The sequence below is a fragment of the Streptomyces sp. 130 genome, assembly GCF_007096885.1.
Lineage (GTDB): Bacteria > Actinomycetota > Actinomycetes > Streptomycetales > Streptomycetaceae > Streptomyces.
Genome location: NZ_VJNO01000057.1, coordinates 16,421 through 33,825, shown reverse-complemented (window position 1 = coordinate 33,825; position 17,405 = coordinate 16,421). Strand labels below are relative to the sequence as shown.

General features: G+C 72.7%; 12 protein-coding genes. All 12 read right to left on the bottom strand.

Annotated elements, in window-relative coordinates; all coding sequences use genetic code 11:
- On the bottom strand, positions 1-4,052 hold a 4,052-nt coding region (locus tag FKN01_RS30440), incomplete at its 3' end, for a ribonuclease E/G (RefSeq protein WP_260697077.1).
- A gap of 231 nt (positions 4,053-4,283) precedes the next feature.
- On the bottom strand, positions 4,284-5,066 hold the full coding sequence (locus FKN01_RS30435; RefSeq protein ID WP_143625882.1) for a TIGR03936 family radical SAM-associated protein: 783 nt from the start codon (positions 5,064-5,066) through the stop codon (positions 4,284-4,286).
- A 122-nt stretch (positions 5,067-5,188) separates the two neighbouring features.
- Positions 5,189-6,406 carry a hypothetical protein gene (locus tag FKN01_RS30430; RefSeq protein ID WP_143625881.1) on the bottom strand — a complete coding sequence of 406 codons (1,218 nt, stop codon included), beginning with the start codon at positions 6,404-6,406 and terminating at the stop codon, positions 5,189-5,191.
- 89 nt (positions 6,407-6,495) lie between these two features.
- Complete coding sequence (locus FKN01_RS30425) at positions 6,496-8,421, bottom strand: TIGR03960 family B12-binding radical SAM protein (protein WP_143625880.1); 1,926 nt, start codon at positions 8,419-8,421, stop codon at positions 6,496-6,498.
- Positions 8,422-8,471: 50 nt separating this feature from the next.
- Positions 8,472-9,986, bottom strand: coding sequence for a CYTH and CHAD domain-containing protein (locus FKN01_RS30420; protein WP_143625879.1), 1,515 nt, complete (start codon positions 9,984-9,986; stop codon positions 8,472-8,474).
- A gap of 34 nt (positions 9,987-10,020) precedes the next feature.
- Entirely contained in the window at positions 10,021-11,211 is a 1,191-nt protein-coding gene (rodA, locus tag FKN01_RS30415) for a rod shape-determining protein RodA (protein ID WP_143625878.1), read from the bottom strand.
- Positions 11,211-13,376: a penicillin-binding protein 2 gene (gene mrdA, locus FKN01_RS30410; protein ID WP_143625877.1), complete on the bottom strand. Its 2,166-nt coding sequence runs from the start codon at positions 13,374-13,376 to the stop codon at positions 11,211-11,213. Before mrdA ends, rodA begins: the two co-directional genes overlap by 1 nt.
- A gap of 49 nt (positions 13,377-13,425) precedes the next feature.
- On the bottom strand, positions 13,426-14,091 hold the full coding sequence (gene mreD / locus FKN01_RS30405; RefSeq protein ID WP_143625876.1) for a rod shape-determining protein MreD: 666 nt from the start codon (positions 14,089-14,091) through the stop codon (positions 13,426-13,428).
- Positions 14,092-14,102: 11 nt separating this feature from the next.
- On the bottom strand, positions 14,103-15,137 hold the full coding sequence (mreC, locus tag FKN01_RS30400) for a rod shape-determining protein MreC (RefSeq protein ID WP_143625875.1): 1,035 nt from the start codon (positions 15,135-15,137) through the stop codon (positions 14,103-14,105).
- Positions 15,138-15,236: 99 nt separating this feature from the next.
- Entirely contained in the window at positions 15,237-16,256 is a 1,020-nt protein-coding gene (locus FKN01_RS30395) for a rod shape-determining protein (RefSeq protein ID WP_143625874.1), read from the bottom strand.
- Between the two features lie 292 nt (positions 16,257-16,548).
- Positions 16,549-16,962: a nucleoside-diphosphate kinase gene (gene ndk, locus FKN01_RS30390; RefSeq protein WP_018103190.1), complete on the bottom strand. Its 414-nt coding sequence runs from the start codon at positions 16,960-16,962 to the stop codon at positions 16,549-16,551.
- A gap of 92 nt (positions 16,963-17,054) precedes the next feature.
- Positions 17,055-17,405: a DUF4233 domain-containing protein gene (locus FKN01_RS30385; protein ID WP_143625873.1), complete on the bottom strand. Its 351-nt coding sequence runs from the start codon at positions 17,403-17,405 to the stop codon at positions 17,055-17,057.

Sequence of the window (17,405 nt, the reverse complement as noted above, 5' to 3'; positions counted from 1 at the left end):
CCGGGCGGGCCGCGGCCCGCGGCGGGCCGCGGGGGGGGGGGGGGCCCGCGGGGGGGGGGGGGGCCGGGGGGGCCGGGGGGGGCCTCGGGGGCCTCGACCACGACGACCGCGGCCTCCTCGGCGCCCGCAGGGGAACCGGCGGGCGCGCTGACCTTGCGGGTGGCACGGCGCCGGACCCGCGGCGGCGCGGCCGGCTCCTCGGCCGGGGCCTCGGCGTGCGACGCCTCGACCACCGGGTCCTCGGCGGCCACCGGGTCGGGGCCGGGGGCCGGCTCCTCGGCGGGCGACGCGAGCTCGGCCGGTTCCGCCGGGGCCGCCTCGGTCACGGTCGCCTCGGCCGGGGCGGGCGAGCCCGCCGGGGCGGTCGCCTTCCGGGTCGCCCGACGGCGCGTCCGGCCCTGCGGGGCCTCCACGGGCGCCTCTTCGGCCACCGGCTCCGGGGCCGCGACGGGCTCCGGCTCGGCGACCGGCTCGGCCACGGCCTCCTCCACCGGGGTGGCGGGGGTCGCCGGGGCGCCGGCCGGGGCCGACGCCTTGCGGGTGGCCCGGCGGCGGCCACGGCCGCGTGCGACGGCGGCCTCGGCCTCGGCGGCGCTGCTGTACAGCTCCTCGTCCGGGACGAACTCGGGCTCGGGCAGGGCCACCGGCGCGGCGACCTCCGCCGCCACCTCGGCCTCGGTCTCGGCCTCGGTGTGCTCGTGGCCGTGGTCGTGGCCGTGCTCGTGGTCCTGGCCGCCGCCGCGGCGCTTCTTCGAGCGCTTGCCGCCGCCACCGCCGCCCACGGACGTGGGCTGCTCCATGTGGACGATGACACCGCGGCCGTTGCAGTGGACACAGGTCTCGGAGAAGGACTCCAGCAGCCCCTGGCCGACCCGCTTGCGGGTCATCTGGACCAGGCCCAGCGAGGTGACCTCGGCGACCTGGTGCTTCGTACGGTCGCGGCCCAGGCACTCCAGCAGGCGCCGCAGCACCAGGTCCCGGTTGGACTCCAGCACCATGTCGATGAAGTCGACCACCACGATGCCGCCGAGGTCGCGCAGCCGCAGCTGGCGCACGATCTCCTCGGCCGCCTCCAGGTTGTTCTTGGTGACCGTCTCCTCCAGGTTGCCGCCCTGGCCGGTGAACTTGCCGGTGTTGACGTCGACGACGACCATCGCCTCGGTCTTGTCGATCACCAGCGATCCGCCGCTCGGCAGGTAGACCTTGCGGTCCAGCGCCTTCATGAGCTGCTCGTCGATCCGGTACGTCGCGAAGATGTCGACCTCGGAGGTCCACCGCGACAGCCGGTCCGTCAGGTCGGGCGCCACGTGCGAGACGTAGCCGTGGATGGTCTCCCACGCGTCGTCGCCGCTGACGATGACCTTGGAGAAGTCCTCGTTGAAGATGTCGCGGACGACCCGGACGGTCATGTCCGGCTCGCCGTAGAGGAGCGTCGGCGCGTTGGAGCTGCCGGTGCCCTTCGCCTTCTTCTGGATGTCCTCCCACTGCTGCTGCAGCCGCTCGACGTCACGGCGCAGCTCGTCCTCGCTCGCGCCCTCGGCGGCGGTGCGCACGATGACGCCCGCGTCCTCGGGGACGATCTTCTTGAGGATGGTCTTGAGCCGGGCGCGCTCGGTGTCGGGCAGCTTGCGGCTGATCCCGGTCATCGAGCCCTCGGGCACGTAGACCAGATAGCGGCCGGGCAGCGAGACCTGGCTGGTCAGGCGGGCGCCCTTGTGGCCGATCGGGTCCTTGGTGACCTGCACCAGGACGGACTGCCCGGACTTGAGCGCGGTCTCGATACGGCGGGGCCCGTGGGCCATGCCGAGCGCCTCGAAGTTGACCTCACCGGCGTACAGCACCGCGTTGCGGCCCTTGCCGATGTCCACGAAGGCGGCCTCCATGGACGGCAGCACGTTCTGGACCTTGCCCAGGTAGACGTTGCCGACGTAGCTGGTGGCCTGCTCCTTGTTGACGTAGTGCTCCACGAGCACGTTGTCCTCGAGGACGCCGATCTGGGTGCGCTCGCCGCTCTGGCGGACGACCATGACGCGCTCGACGGCCTCGCGGCGCGCCAGGAACTCCGCCTCGGTGATGATCGGCACCCGGCGGCGGCCCTGCTCGCGGCCCTCGCGGCGGCGCTGCTTCTTGGCCTCCATGCGGGTCGAGCCCTTGATGGACTGGACCTCGTCGAAGCCGGTGCCGGGCTCCCGCTCCTCCTTCTTGCGGGGCTCGCGGACCTTGACGACGGTGCGCTCCGGGTCGTCCGGGCCGTTCCCGGCCTCGGGCATCGCGTCACCGCTGCGGCGACGGCGGCGCCGGCGACGGCGGCTGCTGCTCGTGGCGGAGGCGGCGGACTCGCGCTCGTCGTCCTCCTCGTCGGCCTCGTCCCCGGGCTCCTGCGCGGCCTCGGGCTCGTCCTCGGCCCGGTCGGCGGCCTCGTCGTCCGTCCGTTGCTCGGTGCCCTCGTCCTCGGCGGCCTCGCCCCGGCGACGGCGACGGCCGCCCCGGCGACGGCGGCGCGACGGGCGGTCACCGTACTCGTCGGTGTCCTCGCCGTCCTGCTCGGCCTCGGACTCGGCGCCTTCCGGCTCCTGCTCGTCCTCGGCCCGCTCCTGCGCCGGGGCGGTGGCCCGGGCCTCGGTGGTGTCGGCTTCAGCGGCCTCGGCGGCCTCACCGCGACGGCGGCGCCGGCGGCGGTTACCGCCCTGGGCAGCGGTCTCGGCGGGCGCGGTGCGCTCCTCGGCCGGGGCGGCCTCCTCCTCGGGCTCCACCTCGTGCGAGGCGGCGGCAGCGGCGGCTGCCGCGGTCTCCGGGGTCTGGAACGTCGGCTCGGCGAAGACCGGCGCCTGGAAGACGGCGACGGCCGGGCGGGTGGCCCTGCGGCTACGGCGCGCGGGCTCCTCCGGCTCGGCGGTGAACTCGGGGCGGCCGGCGGCGGCGGTGACCCGGCGGCGCTGACGGCCGCGCGGGGCGGCCTCCTCGACCTCGACGGGCTCGGCGGCCAGCTCCTCCACGGCGGCCTCGGGCAGGCTCTCGCCGGTCTGGGTCTCGACGGGCGCCTCGGCCGCCGGCTCCTCGGCGGCCTTCGGCGCACCGGCCGGGGAGGTCGCCTTGCGCACGGCGCGGCGGCGGCCACGGGGGGCCCCGGCGGCCGGCTCGGCGACGACCGGCTCGGTAGCAACCGGCTCGGTGACCTCTTCGGTCTCCTCGGCCTCCTCCGTCTCGTCGGTGACCTCGGCGGCCGGTTCCACGGGCGCGGCGGCCTGCGGGGCACCGGCCGGCGCGGAGGCGCGGCGGCGGGTGCGGCCACGGGGGGCCTCAGCGGGCTCGGGAGCGGCCTCGGCGACCGGCTCGGGGGTCTCCTCGGCCTCCGCCACGATCTCGGCGGCCTTCGGCGCACCGGCGGGCGACGTGGCCTTGCGCACGGCACGGCGGCGTCGGGGGGCCTCGGCGGCGGGCTCCGCGACGGGCTCCACCACGGGCGCCTCCTCGACGATCTCGACCGGCTCGGCGGCCTTGGGCGCGCCGGCGGGCGAGGTGGCCTTGCGCACGGCACGGCGGCGCGGGCGGGCCGGAGCGGCGCTCTCGGCGGCGGGCTCGGGGCTCTCCCCCACGGGGGCCTCCTCCACGGTCTCGGCCTGCTCGGCGGCCTTCGGCGCACCGGCGGGCGACGTGGCCTTGCGGACCGCGCGACGGCGCGGACGGGCCGGGGCGGCCTCGGCGGCCGGTTCCGCGGCGGGCTCGGCGGCGGCCGGTTCGGCGGGCACGGGCTCCACGGTCTCGGCCGGCTCGGCGGCCTTCGGCGCACCGGCCGGGGACGTGGCCTTGCGGACCGCGCGACGGCGGGGACGGGCCGGGGCGGCCTCGGCGGCCGGTTCCGCGCTGCTCGGGGACTCTGCGGCGTCAACGGCCGGTATGGCCGGCGCGTCGGTGGCGGCCTGCGCCCCGGCCGACGGCGGGCCGGCGGGGCGGGAGGCGGCGCGCCGCCTGCGGCGCGGGGGCAGCTTGTCCCCGGGGGTGTTGTTGTCTTCTGCGTTCCCGGCGGTGCCGGGTTCGTTCGGCTGGGGCATGCGGGCGTTTCTCCCGTCGCGCTCCCGGGCGCCGCACCTGATTCCGGTCCGGCTCGGTCCGCGGGTGGCCCGCGGCGCCGCCGTCCGGGGCGCGGGCGCCGCACGGGAGCTGAATCTTGGCTCGCCGGTTCCGTACGCGGTGTGCGGACGGCCTGGCGAAAGTCTTATGGGTCAGCGCGCGGCCCGGCCCAGGTGGCTCCCGAGCGCGAGGGCTGCGCTACGACGACCGCCTTACGCGGAACCTGCACCTTCCGGCGCCGTCGCGACGGCGGTCCCGGTGGCCGTGGTTGATGCGGCCGGGGCTGCCTCGCGGTCGGGCGCGAGCGGGTCGGTCACCGTGCCGGACTCCTCGTCGAAGAGCCCCTGCGCCAGCCTGGTCACCGCTGCCGGGACCGGCGGCGCCAGGTCGGCCACAACGCGGAGACCGGACAGGACGTCGTCAGGCCGTACGGCAGGTGTCACGTGCCGAACAACCAGGCGCAGTATCGCACAGGCCCTGTCACCGGACCTATCAGCCGGAAGACCGAGGGTCCGCAGGTCGACCACGGCGGAACGGGCGTCGAAGGCCCGCATGCCGTTCTTCGTGCGGCGCTCGACCTCGACGGTCTCGGCCGCGTTGAAGGCGGACACGGCCTTCTCCGCTTCCTGCGGGGCCACCCCGTCCAGGCGGATCTCCCAGACGGAGGCGGTCAGCCGCTCGGCGAGACCCGAGGTGCGGGCCTCGACGGCGTCCGTGATGTCCAGGCCGTCCGGCATGGAGTCGTTGAGCAGCTCACGCAGGACGCCCGGGTCGCGGGGCTCGGTGAGCGCGATCTCCAGGAACTCGGCCTCGCTGCCCGTACCGGTGGGGGCGGCGTTGGCGTATGACACCTTGGGGTGCGGGGTGAAGCCCGCCGAGTAGGCCATGGGCACCTGGGAGCGGCGCAGCGCCCGCTCGAAGGCACGCTGGAAGTCGCGGTGGCTGGTGAACCGGAGGCGGCCGCGCTTGGTGTAGCGCAGTCGGATGCGCTGCACCGCCGGTGCGGGCGGCGGGCCTTCGGGCTGTCGCTTGCCCAGTGGTTCTTCTCCTCGGTGCGGGGCGGGCGCGGTGGCGCGCCGCCCTCGAAATGCGGGTGGCCCGGGGGGCCCGGTCCGGCTCACCCCTGCTGTGCGGATTTCTCCGGGAGCGGGGAGAACTCTGGTCCTGGCGCCGCGCTGGGCACGGTCGTTGCACTACCCAGAGTACGCGCAAGGGGGCTTCCGGGTTCCCCGGGCTCTGGTTCGGCGGGCGCGCCGACCAGGGCGCGCCAGGCGTCGCGCCTGGCCCGGCGGACCGTTTCACGGGCCGCGCGCAGGGTCTCGCGGGTGGTGCGGCCCACCGCGCGCAGGGCCCGCCCCACGGGTGCCAGGAAGGCGTCGCGCACGAAGTGGCCGACCGGGACGCACACCGTGCGATACGCCCAGCGCACCGGCGCCGCGATCAGATTCCGGGCGAGCCAGGCGAGCGCCCGGCCGACCGCCCGGGAGAGGTATCCGGCGACCCGCCAGGCGACGCCGAGCGCGGCGGCGATCTCCCGGCCGACCGGGGCCAGGACGCGCCGGTAAACCCAGACGACGGGCGTGACGAGAAGCACGACGACGAGCCACCGCAGGGCGATGCCGATGCCCCGGAAGAACGCCTCGACCCCCCGGATCACCACATCCAGCACCCAGACGATGCCGTGGCCCAACGGGGTGAGCACCCGCCGGTACACCCAGCCGAGCGGCACCACCACGAGGTACCGGACCAGCCAGGCCGCGGCGAGCCCGACGGGCACCAGCACGTACCGCCACACCAGCACCACCGGCATGACGAACACCATGGTGAGCAGCCACTTCAGGGCGGAGCCCAGCCACCGCGCCGCCGGGACCAGCACCTCCCGGTACAGCCACCGCAGCCCGTGTCCGAGCGGGGTGAGCAGGTGCGCGTACACCCATTGGAGCGGCACCACGATCCCGTACCGCACCACGGGCACCACGACGTAACGCCAGAGCGCGACCCACGGCCACACGAACACCGCGCGGGCCAGCCAGGCCAGCGCGTGCCCCAGCGGGACGCAGACGTACCGCCACAGCCACCCCGCCGGGGTCGCCACCAGGACGTCGAAGAGCCAGGCCAGGGCGCGCCCGAGCGGGCGGAAGAGCACCCGTTCGGCGGCCCGGGCGGTGACGACGAGGGCGTCCCACACCATCCGTACCGGCAGGACGACGAGGAGCACCACGATCCGGACCGGAATCCGGATGACCGTGGTGAGGCAGCCGTCGCCGCCCTCGTAGTGCGCGGGCGCCTGGTGCGCGCCGTACTCCGCCGGCGCCCGGTGCTTTCCCTGTTCCATGTCCCCCATGACGCGAAGGCCCGGCCCGGAGTTTCCCCGGACCGGGCCATCGTCACCGAGCTGTCACACGCCCGCGACCACCGCGCGGCTCACTTCACGACCGTCAGCGGCAGCAGCTTCTTGCCGGTCGGGCCGATCTGGATGGAGGTGTCCATCTGCGGGCACACCCCGCAGTCGAAGCACGGGGTCCAGCGGCAGTCCTCGACCTCGGTCTCGTCCAGCGAGTCCTGCCAGTCCTCCCAGAGCCAGTCCTTGTCGAGGCCCGAGTCGAGGTGGTCCCAGGGCAGGACCTCCTCGTAGGTCCGCTCGCGGGTGGTGTACCAGTCGACGTCCACGCCGAACTCCGGGAGCGTCGCGTCGGCGCTCTTCATCCACAGGTCGTAGCTGAAGTACTCGCGCCAGCCGTCGAACCGGCCGCCGGCCTCGTACACCGCGCGGATGACGGAGCCGACCCGGCGGTCGCCGCGCGAGAGCAGGCCCTCCACGATGCCGGGCTTGCCGTCGTGGTAGCGGAAGCCGATCGAACGGCCGTACTTCTTGTCGCCGCGGATCTTGTCCCGGAGCTTGCCGAGGCGGGCGTCGGTCTCCTCGGCGCTGAGCTGCGGGGCCCACTGGAACGGGGTGTGCGGCTTGGGCACGAAGCCGCCGATGGAGACCGTGCAGCGGATGTCGTTCTGGCCGGAGACCTCGCGGCCCTTGGCGATCACGTTGACCGCCATGTCGCCGATCTGGAGGACGTCCTCGTCGGTCTCGGTGGGCAGCCCGCACATGAAGTACAGCTTCACCTGGCGCCAGCCGTTGCCGTAGGCGGTCGCGACCGTGCGGATCAGGTCCTCCTCCGAGACCATCTTGTTGATGACCTTGCGCATGCGCTCGGAGCCGCCCTCGGGGGCGAAGGTGAGGCCGGAGCGGCGGCCGTTGCGGGTCAGCTCGTTGGCCAGGTCCACGTTGAACGCGTCGACGCGGGTGGACGGCAGCGAGAGGCCGATCTTGTCGTCGGTGTAGCGGTCCGCGAGGCCCTTGGCGATCTCACCGATCTCGGTGTGGTCGGCGGAGGAGAGGGAGAGCAGGCCCACCTCCTCGAAGCCGGTCGCCTTGAGACCCTTCTCCACCATCTCGCCGATGCCGGTGATGCTTCGCTCCCGCACGGGGCGCGTGATCATGCCGGCCTGGCAGAAACGGCAGCCGCGGGTGCAGCCGCGGAAGATCTCCACGGACATCCGCTCGTGGACGGTCTCGGCGAGCGGGACCAGGGGCTGCTTCGGGTAGGGCCACTCGTCGAGGTCCATGACGGTGTGCTTGGACACCCGCCACGGCACGCCCGACCTGTTCGGTACGACGCGGCCGATGCGGCCGTCCGGGAGGTACTCGACGTCGTAGAAGCCGGGGACGTACACGCCGCCGGTCCTCGCCAGGCGGAACAGCACCTCCTCGCGACCACCGGGGCGGCCCTCGGCCTTCCAGGCGCGGATGATCTCGGTGATCTCCAGGACCGCCTGCTCGCCGTCGCCGATGACCGCGCAGTCGATGAACTCCGCGATCGGCTCCGGGTTGAACGCGGCGTGGCCGCCCGCGAGCACGATCGGGTCGTCGATGCCGCGGTCCTCGGCCGCCAGCGGGATGCCGGCCAGGTCCAGGGCGGTGAGCATGTTGGTGTAGCCCAGCTCGGTGGAGAAGCTGAGCCCGAAGACGTCGAACGCCTTGACCGGGCGGTGGCTGTCCACGGTGAACTGCGGCACCTGGTGCTCGCGCATCAGCGCTTCGAGGTCCGGCCAGACGCTGTAGGTGCGCTCGGCGAGGACGCCCTGGCGCTCGTTGAGTACCTCGTAAAGGATCATGACGCCCTGGTTGGGCAGCCCGACCTCGTACGCGTCCGGGTACATCAGGGCCCAGCGGACGTCGCACTCGTCCCACGGCTTGACGGTGGAGTTCAGCTCACCGCCGACGTACTGGATGGGCTTCTGCACATGCGGGAGCAGAGCTTCGAGCTGTGGGAAGACCGAATCGACAGACATCGCGAACTTTCGAGAGCCGGCAGGGGTGACCATCCAGCGTACCTCGCTGTTCAGCCTCCCGGCGCCCGCCGGATCCTGGCCCGGTGCGCCCGGTGCCACACCCCGGGCAGCTCGCGCTCGGTCGCGGCGGCGGCCGCCTCCTCCCGTCCGTACACCAGTCCCCAGGTGAACGACGGCTCCCCCGCCGCGTGCGCCTGTACGGCGAGGGCGCGCAGGGTCTCGCGGGCGACCACGCCGTCCTGGTGGTCGCCGAGGAGGCTCTGTACGGCCTTGAGTCGCTTGGCGGCCTTCCGGGCCGGCCTGCCGAGGGCGGGGCGGGCGGCCTCCGCCGCGTACCGCGCCCGTTTCGCGGCCTTGCGGGCGCTGTGCAGCGCGGCGTCCCGGTCCGGCCCCGGCGGCAGCTCCAGGGCCCGCGCCACCCGTCCGGCGAGGCGCTTGTGGTCCTTGCGGACCGCGCGCGCCAGCTCGTCGCCCGGCGCGACGGCGGCCCCGGGCAGCAGCGGCGGAGCGGCGAGCAGCGCCTCCAGGGCCCGCAGCAGGTCCAGGTAGCGCGCGGAGTCCAGGGCGGCGGTCGTGCGCCCGCGCGCGTCGTCGTGCTCGGCCGCCGACCGGAGGCGCAGCCGCGCCCTGGCCGGCCCGATGACCATCGTGCGGGGCAGCTCGTCGAGCCGGGCGCTCAGCCGGGCGTCCAGGACCTCCCGGTCCCGGGCGATCCCCAGCTCCCCCGCGAGCCACTTCAGCTCGGCGCCCAGGGGGCGGGTGGCCTCGCGGTCCAGGACCCGGCGGTACGTGCGCAGGGCGCTGCGCAGCCGTCGGGTGGCGACGCGCATCTTGTGCACGGAGTCCGGCAGCCCCCGGCGTACGGCCGGGTCGAGCGCCACGATCGCCTCGGCCTGCCGGTGTACGTAGCGCAGGACGTGGTCGCCCGCGGTGTGCGGTCGCGCGGGGGCGTCCCGCTCCGGGGCGGGGCCCGTCTCCGCGAGCGCGCGGGCCAGCTTGGAGGGGGCGGTGGAGGGCCGGATGCCGGCCTCCTCCAGCGCGCGGCCGACGGTGTCGAGGAAGGCGGGGTCGCCCTCGTCGGCGAGCTCGGCCTCGATCTCGGTCCAGGCGGCGGTGCGGTGGCCGCCGTGCAGCCGCTCCGCGAGGACCTCGTCCACGCTGAGCTCGGCCAGCGGGGTGCCGTCGCCGGCCAGGAGCACGTGGACGTCGCGGACGGAGACCAGCCGGACGACGGGGACGACGGGGGCGTCGAGGACCCGGGAGCGGATCAGGGCGGCGAGGCGGTCCGGCACGTGCTCGCCGAGCGGGGCCCGGATCTCGTCGCGGACGCCCTCGGCGACGGGGAGTTTCAGGTGCCAGCCGGCGTCGGCGCCCCCGGTGCGGCGGCGCAGGGTGATGCCGGCGGCGGCGAGGCGCAGGTCCTCGGTGTCGTAGTAGACGGCGTCGAGTTCCATGGCGCCCTCGCGGGCGACGGACCCGACGCCGGCCACCCGGCCCAGGTCGGGCAGCCGGGTGGCGTCCGTGGCTTCGTACTTCCGCTCGATCTCGCGCTTGGAGTCGGCCATACGACGAATCTAACGCGCCGCCGCCGGGAACCGCTCAGGCCGTTATCGGCCGTTGCACCCGGATCGACTGGAGCAGGCCGATGGCCACCCAGACGGCGAACATCGAGGAGCCGCCGTAGGAGACGAACGGCAGCGGGAGTCCGGCGACCGGCATGATGCCGAGCGTCATGCCGATGTTCTCGAAGGACTGGAAGGCGAACCAGGCGATGATCCCGGCGGCGACGACCGTGCCGTAGAGCTCGGTGGTCTCGCGGGCGATGCGGCAGGCGCGCCACAGGACGACGCCGAGCAGGACGAGGATGAGCCCGGCGCCGAGGAAGCCCAGCTCCTCACCGGCGACCGTGAAGACGAAGTCGGTCTGCTGCTCGGGGACGAACTGCCCGGTGGTCTGGGTGCCCTGGAAGAGGCCGGTGCCGTGCAGGCCGCCGGAGCCGATCGCGATGCGGGCCTGGTTGGTGTTGTAGCCGACGCCGGCGGGGTCGAGCGCCGGGTTGGCGAAGGCGGCGAAGCGGGCGATCTGGTAGTCGTCGAGCAGTCCGAGCTGCCAGATGGCGACCGCCCCGGCCACGCCCGCGCCGAGGAGCCCGAAGACCCAGCGGTTGGACGCGCCGGAGGCCAGCAGCACCCCGAGCACGATGACCACCATGACCATCACGGACCCGAGGTCCGGCATTCCCATGACGATGACCATGGGGAGCGCCGCGAGGCCGAGGGCCTTGGCGACCGTGCGGTGGTCGGGGTGGACCTGGTCGCCGGCGTCGACGCGGGCGGCGAGGATCATCGCCATGCCCAGGATGATGGTGATCTTGGTGAACTCGGAGGGCTGGATGGAGAAGCCGCCGGGCAGCAGGATCCAGGCGTGGGCGCCGTTGACCGTGGCGCCCAGCGGGGTGAGGACCACCAGGACGAGGAGCACGGACAGCCCGTAGAGGATCGGTACGGCGCCGCGCAGGGTGCGGTGGCCGAGCCAGACCGTGCCGATCATCAGCGCCATGCCGATGCCGGTGTTGAGCGCGTGCCGGAAGAGGAAGTAGTACGGGTCGCCGTGGGTCAGCGAGTCGCGTCCCCGGGTCGCCGACCAGACCAGCAGCGAGCCGATGAAGGAGAGCGCGACCGCCGAGCCGAGGAGGGGCCAGTCGAGCCGGCGCACGACGGAGTCGCGTGCCAGGAGCCGGCTCCAGCCGGACCGCTCGGGGCCGTAGCGCGGGACGGAGAATCCGGCCATCAGTCGCGCCTCCCCAGCACCGCGGCGAGCGTCTGCTCGGCGGCGGGCTTCTCCGAGGCGGGGTTGTACGGCTTGATCGTCGGGGCGTCGATGGTGCCGTCCGTCCGGATTTCCGGCAGCCCCTTCTGCGGCGTCGGCAGGAGGGCCTTCTTGAGGTCCTGCTTGCCGGTGGCGTCGAGCCCGTACAGCGCGTTGTAGATGTTGCGGACGGCGGGCCCGGACGCGCCGGAACCCGTACCGCCCTGGGAGATCGTCATGACGATCGAGTAGTCCTTGGTGTACGTGGCGAACCAGGAGGTCGTCTGCTTGCCGTAGACCTCGGCGGTACCCGTCTTGGCGTGCATCGGGATCTTGTCCTGCGGCCAGCCGCCGAACCGCCAGGCGGCCGAACCGCGGGTCGCGACACCCGCGAGGGCTTCGTCTATCTCGTCGCGCGTCTTCTTGGTGAAGGGCAGCTTGCCGTGCGACGTGGGCTCGATCATCCGGACGTCCTTGCCGTCGCCGCTGACGATCGCCTTGCCGACGGTCGGGTCGTAGAGCGTGCCGCCGTTGGAGATGGCCGCGTAGATGGTGGCCATCTGGATCGGGGTGACGAGGGTGTCGCCCTGGCCGATGGAGTAGTTGACGGCGTCACCGGCGCGCATCTTGTCGCCTTCGAGGCAGTTCTCGTAGGCGATCTTCTCGACGTAGGTGCCGTCCTTCTTGCCCTGCTTGCACCAGGCGTCGTGGTTGGCGGCGGCGAAGTTCTTCTTCCACTGGCGGTCCGGGACACGGCCGCTGACCTCGTTGGGGAGGTCGATGCCGGTCGTCTTGCCCAGGCCGAACTGGTGGGCGGTCTCGTAGAACCAGTCCTTGGGGTTCTTCTTCGGGTTGTTGCCGCCGTCCTTCGCCCACTCCTTGTGCGCGAGGGCGTAGTAGACGGTGTCGCAGGAGACCTCCAGGGCGCGGCCGATGGTGATGTCGCCGTAGCCCTGGGACTCGAAGTTCTTGAAGACCTGGTTGCCGATGGAGTACGAGCTGGGGCAGGGGTAGTGGCCGTCGAAGGGGTAGCCGGCGTTGACCGCGGCGGTCGAGGAGACGACCTTGAAGATGGAGCCGGGGGCGGCCTGGCCCTGGATGGCCCGGTTCAGCAGCGGGAAGTTCGACTTCTTGCCGGTGAGCTTGGCGTAGTCCTTGGCGGAGATGCCGCCCACCCAGGCGTTCGGGTCGTAGTTGGGCAGGGACGCCATGGCGACGACGCGGCCGGTCTTGGCCTCCATGACCACGACGGCCCCGGAGTCCGCCTTGTAGTTCTCGCCGGTGTTGTGGTCGAACTCCAGGCGCGCCTTCTTCATCGCGTCGTTGAGCTCGTACTCGGCGACGGCCTGGACGCGGGCGTCGATGGAGGTGACGACGCTGGCGCCGGCCTCCGCCTCGTCGTTCTTGGCCTCGCCGATGACCCGGCCCAGGTTGTCGACCTCGTAGCGGGTGACGCCCGCCTTGCCGCGCAGCTCCTTGTCGTACGTGCGCTCCAGGCCGGAGCGGCCGACCATGTCGGAGCGCAGGTACGGCGAGTCGCTGTCCTGGGCCTTGGTGATCTCCTCGTCCGTGACGGGTGAGAGGTAGCCGAGGACCTGGGCGGTGTTGGCCTTTCCGGGCGCCGGGTAGCGGCGGACGGCGGTGGGCTCCGCGGTGATGCCGGGGAAGTCCTCGGCGCGTTCCCGGATCGTGAGGGCCTGCTGGGTGGTGGCCTCGTCGGTGACCGGGATCGGCTGGTAGGGCGAACCGTTCCAGCAGGGCTGCGGGGTCTTGGCGTCGCAGAGGCGGACCTTGTCGAAGACGTCCTTCGGCTTCATGCCGAGCACGTCGGCGAGCCGGGTCAGCACGGCCTTGCCGTCGTCGTCCATCTTCAGCAGCTCGGTGCGGCTGGCGGAGACCACGAGGCGGGTCTCGTTGTCGGCGAGCGGGACGCCGCGCGCGTCGAGGATGGAGCCGCGGGCGGCGGGCTGGACGACCTGCTGGACGTGGTTGTTCTTCGCCTCGTCCGAGTACTCCTGGCCGTTGCGGATCTGGAGGTACCAGAGGCGCCCGCCGAGGGTGAGGAGCAGCGAGAAGACGAGGACCTGGATGACGATCAGCCGGATCTGGACGCGCTGGGTGCGTCCCGTCTCGGGGATGTTGCTCACGGGGCGCCCCCGGTGGTGGTCCGGGGGCGGGGCCCGGCGGAATGCTGCCTCACAGTCGCTTGACTCCCTTGATCCGTCCGGCGCGTGCCGCCCGGGTGCGGGCCGCCTTCACGCGCAGTCCGCCGCGCTGGCTGCCGATCCGCAGCCCGGTCCCCGCCGCCAGCCAGCCGGCCGCCACGTCGCCGCTTCCCGAGGAGGACTCGGTGACGGGGTCGTTCACGGTGCGTCTGGCGAGCGCCATGATCAGCGGCACGGTGAACGGCGCCAGGAGGAGGTCGTACACCGCGGCGGTGAACAGCAGGCTGCCCAGGCCCACGTGACGGGCCGCCGTGTCGCCGACGAGCGCGCCGACGCCCGCGTACAGCAGGGTCGAGCCGATCGCCGCGGCGACGACCACGGCCATCGGCAGGAACGCGGACTTCAGCTGGCCGTTCTCCGGCCGGGCCAGGCCGGCGAGGTAGCCGATGACGCAGAGCACCAGGGCGTAGCGCCCGGCGGCGTGGTCGGCCGGGGGCGCCAGGTCCGCGAGGAGGCCGGCGCCGAAGCCGATGAGGGCGCCCGCGACGTGCCCGTACACGAAGGCCAGGCCGAGGACGACCAGGAGCAGCAGGTCGGGCACGGCGCCGGGGAGCTGGAGCCGGGCGAGCACGGAGACCTGGACGACGAGGGCGAAGACGACCAGAACGATGGAGAGCAGGGTCCGGTTGACGTGCATGGGGATCAGCTCTACCTCTGTTCGTTGACCGCGTTGTCGGCGTTCAAAGTGGCGTTCCCGCTGGGGTCCGGGCTGGGGCTCTCGTGGATGTTGCCGACCACGTTGCCCTCGGTGTCCACGATGTCGCCGTTGGGCGAGATGGTGACGGTCACGGTCGGCGTGGGCTTCGGCTTGGCGGGCGCCTTCGGCTTCTTCGGCAGGACCATGTCCCGGGGGTCCTCGCGCGGGGCCTGGACGACGATGCCGACGATGTCCAGCTTGGTGAAGGAGACGTAGGGGCGGACGTAGACGGTCCGGGTGAGGTCGCCGCCCGAGGGGTCGACGCGGACGACCTCGCCGACCGGGACGCCGGGCACGAACGGCTTGTCCTTGCTGGAGCCGAAGGTGACGAGCCGGTCGCCCTTCTTGACCCGGGCCTTGCCGTTGAGGAACTGCACCGCCAGCGGGCGCGAGCCCTGGCCGGTGGCGAAGCCCAGCTCGTCGGTGGACTCCATCCGGGTGCCCACGGTGAAGTCGGGGTCGCTGGCGAGGAGCACCGTCGCGGTGTCCGGGCCGACGGTGGTGACGCGGCCGACGAGCCCGTCCCCGTTGAGGACGGTCATGTCGCGCTTGACGCCGTCCTTGGAGCCCGCGTCGATGGTGACCGTCCAGGAGAAGCCCTGGGCCGCTCCTATGGCGATGACCTCGGCCGCCTTGATGCCGTACTGGCCGGTGGCCGACTTCTTCAGCATCTCGTCCAGCTGGCGGACCCGGCTGCGGTTGCGGTCGTCGCTGCCGAGCTTCGCCTTCAGCTCGGCGTTCTGCTTCTCCAGCGCGGCGATCTTGTCGTGGCGGCTGCCGGAGGCGCGGACCGCCCCTATGGCGTTGCCCACCGGGTCGACCGCCGACGCCACGCCGTTCTCCACGGGTCCGAAGACCGTGGCGGCGGCCTGCCGGGCGCCGTCCACCGGTGACGCCTCACCGCCGCGGATGTCCACCGTGATCAACGCGAACGCGATGGCGATCAGCAGCACCAGGAGCAGCCGGCTCTCTCGTGTGTCCCTCACAGTGCGGCGGCCGTGCCTTCCTCGTAGGAATGATCGTGCCTGTATGTCGGCGGTCCTCCGCGCGGAGCGGCAGCGTCCGCGCGGAGGGCCGTGGTGTTACTACCGTCGGGGCTGGGCGTCCAGGACCTGCTGCAGCGCCTCGAACTCCTCGACGCACTTGCCGGAGCCGAGCGCCACCGAGTCGAGCGGGTCCTCGGCGATGTGGATCGGCATGCCCGTCTCGTTGCGCAGCCGCTCGTCCAGGCCGCGCAGCAGCGCGCCGCCGCCGGTGAGGACGATGCCGCGGTCCATGACGTCGCCGGACAGCTCCGGCGGGCACTTGTCGAGCGTCGTCTTGACCGCGTCGACGATCGCGTTGACCGGCTCCTCGATGGCCTTGCGGACCTCACCGGCCGAGATGACGACGGTCTTGGGGAGGCCCGAGACCAGGTCCCGGCCGCGGATCTCGGTGTGCTCGTCCTTCTCCAGGGCGTGCGCCGAGCCGATGGTGATCTTGATCTGTTCGGCGGTGCGTTCCCCGAGGAGGAGCGAGTACTCCTTCTTGATGTGCTGGATGATCGCGTTGTCCAGCTCGTCGCCGGCGACCCGGATGGACTGGGCGGTGACGATCCCGCCGAGCGAGATCACCGCGACCTCGGTGGTTCCGCCGCCGATGTCCACCACCATGTTGCCGGTGGCCTCGTGGACCGGGAGGCCCGAGCCGATGGCCGCCGCCATGGGCTCCTCGATGATGTGCACCTGGCGGGCGCCGGCCTGCGTCGACGCCTCGATCACGGCGCGTCGCTCGACCCCGGTGATGCCGGAGGGCACGCAGACCACGACCCGGGGGCGGGCCAGGTAACGGCGCTTGTGGATCTTCAGGATGAAGTAGCGGAGCATCCGCTCCGTGATCTCGAAGTCGGCGATCACGCCGTCCTTCAGAGGCCGTACGGCGACGATGTTGCCGGGCGTACGGCCGATCATCTTCTTGGCCTCGGCGCCGACCGCCAGAATTCCGCCGGTGTTGGTGTTGATGGCCACGACGGACGGCTCGTTCAGAACGATGCCGCGCCCCCTGACGTACACCAGCGTGTTGGCAGTCCCGAGGTCGATAGCCATGTCACGGCCGATGAACGACATTGAGTTCCCCTTGTTCCCCATGAGGATGCGTCGGGCCTCCCAAGTGAAAGCCGTGATGGCTTGATTTGGTAGGCAGGATGGGCGCTGCGGGCGTGGAAGGTTCCATCGTAGTGCCGGATGTACCGGCACAGCGCGAGGGTACGCCGCCTTGCTGGGCAGAACGGGTGGCCGTTCCACTCATGGTGACGTTACGTCGGGGGGATGCGTTCCCGCGATCGGACACCCTATGCCGAAGGGCGACCGAATTAATTCGGTCGCCCCAGGTCGCGAGCGCTGTTCGGCTGAGCCGGGTTCAGGAAAGGCCGGGGAAGAACAGTTTCATTTCCCGCTCCGCGGACTCCTCGGAGTCCGAGGCGTGGATGAGGTTCTCCCGGGTGATCGTGCCGAAGTCACCGCGGATCGAGCCGGGCGCGGCGGCGATCGGGTCGGTGGGCCCGGCCAGCGCGCGGACGCCCTCGATGACCCGCTCGCCTTCGGCCACCAGGGCGACGATCGGGCCCGACTGCATGAACTCGACCAGCGGCTCGTAGAAGGGGCGGCCCACGTGCTCGGCGTAGTGCTGCTCCAGCGTGGCGCGGTCCAGGGTACGCAGCTCCAGCGCTGTGATCTTCCAGCCGGCCTTGCGCTCGATGCGGCCGACGATCTCGCCGACCAGACCGCGACGGACGGCGTCGGGCTTGAGAAGAACGAGGGTGCGCTGGGTCATGTGCGGCTCCTTGCAGGCATACGGGTGCGGTGAGGCGACATTACAGGGGCCCGGCGACGGGCCCGCCGCCGGGTTTGCCGTGGTGGGCGCGGTCAGGCCGGGTCGGTCTCGGCCTGGGCCGCCGCCCAGCGGGCCTTCACCTCGTCGATCCGGCGGCCGTAGTGCACCGAGGCCCACCACAGCGCGCCGAAGGCGATGCCCAGGATGAACATCACCGGGATCACGAAGCCGCTCGCCACCAGCGCGACCTGGAGCACCCAGCCGAGCTGGACGCCCCCGGGCCGGCCGAGCATGCCGCAGAGCAGCACGGACAGGAGCATCCCGATGCCGCACACCGTCCAGACCGTGGCGTTCGTCAGGTCGTCAGACTTCATCGCGACGAGTCCGGCGAACCCGATCACGAAGAACTCGCCGATCAGCGTGGACGCGCAGAGCATGCGCAT

Coding starts and splice junctions, on each gene's coding strand:
- ndk (WP_018103190.1), bottom strand. CDS start 16,962: ATGACCCAGCGCACCCTCGTTCTTCTCAAGCCCGACGCCGTCCGTCGC.
- FKN01_RS30385 (WP_143625873.1), bottom strand. CDS start 17,405: ATGCGCATGCTCTGCGCGTCCACGCTGATCGGCGAGTTCTTCGTGATC.
- FKN01_RS30430 (WP_143625881.1), bottom strand. CDS start 6,406: ATGGAACAGGGAAAGCACCGGGCGCCGGCGGAGTACGGCGCGCACCAG.
- FKN01_RS30395 (WP_143625874.1), bottom strand. CDS start 16,256: ATGTCGTTCATCGGCCGTGACATGGCTATCGACCTCGGGACTGCCAAC.
- mreD (WP_143625876.1), bottom strand. CDS start 14,091: ATGCACGTCAACCGGACCCTGCTCTCCATCGTTCTGGTCGTCTTCGCC.
- rodA (WP_143625878.1), bottom strand. CDS start 11,211: ATGGCCGGATTCTCCGTCCCGCGCTACGGCCCCGAGCGGTCCGGCTGG.
- FKN01_RS30420 (WP_143625879.1), bottom strand. CDS start 9,986: ATGGCCGACTCCAAGCGCGAGATCGAGCGGAAGTACGAAGCCACGGAC.
- FKN01_RS30425 (WP_143625880.1), bottom strand. CDS start 8,421: ATGTCTGTCGATTCGGTCTTCCCACAGCTCGAAGCTCTGCTCCCGCAT.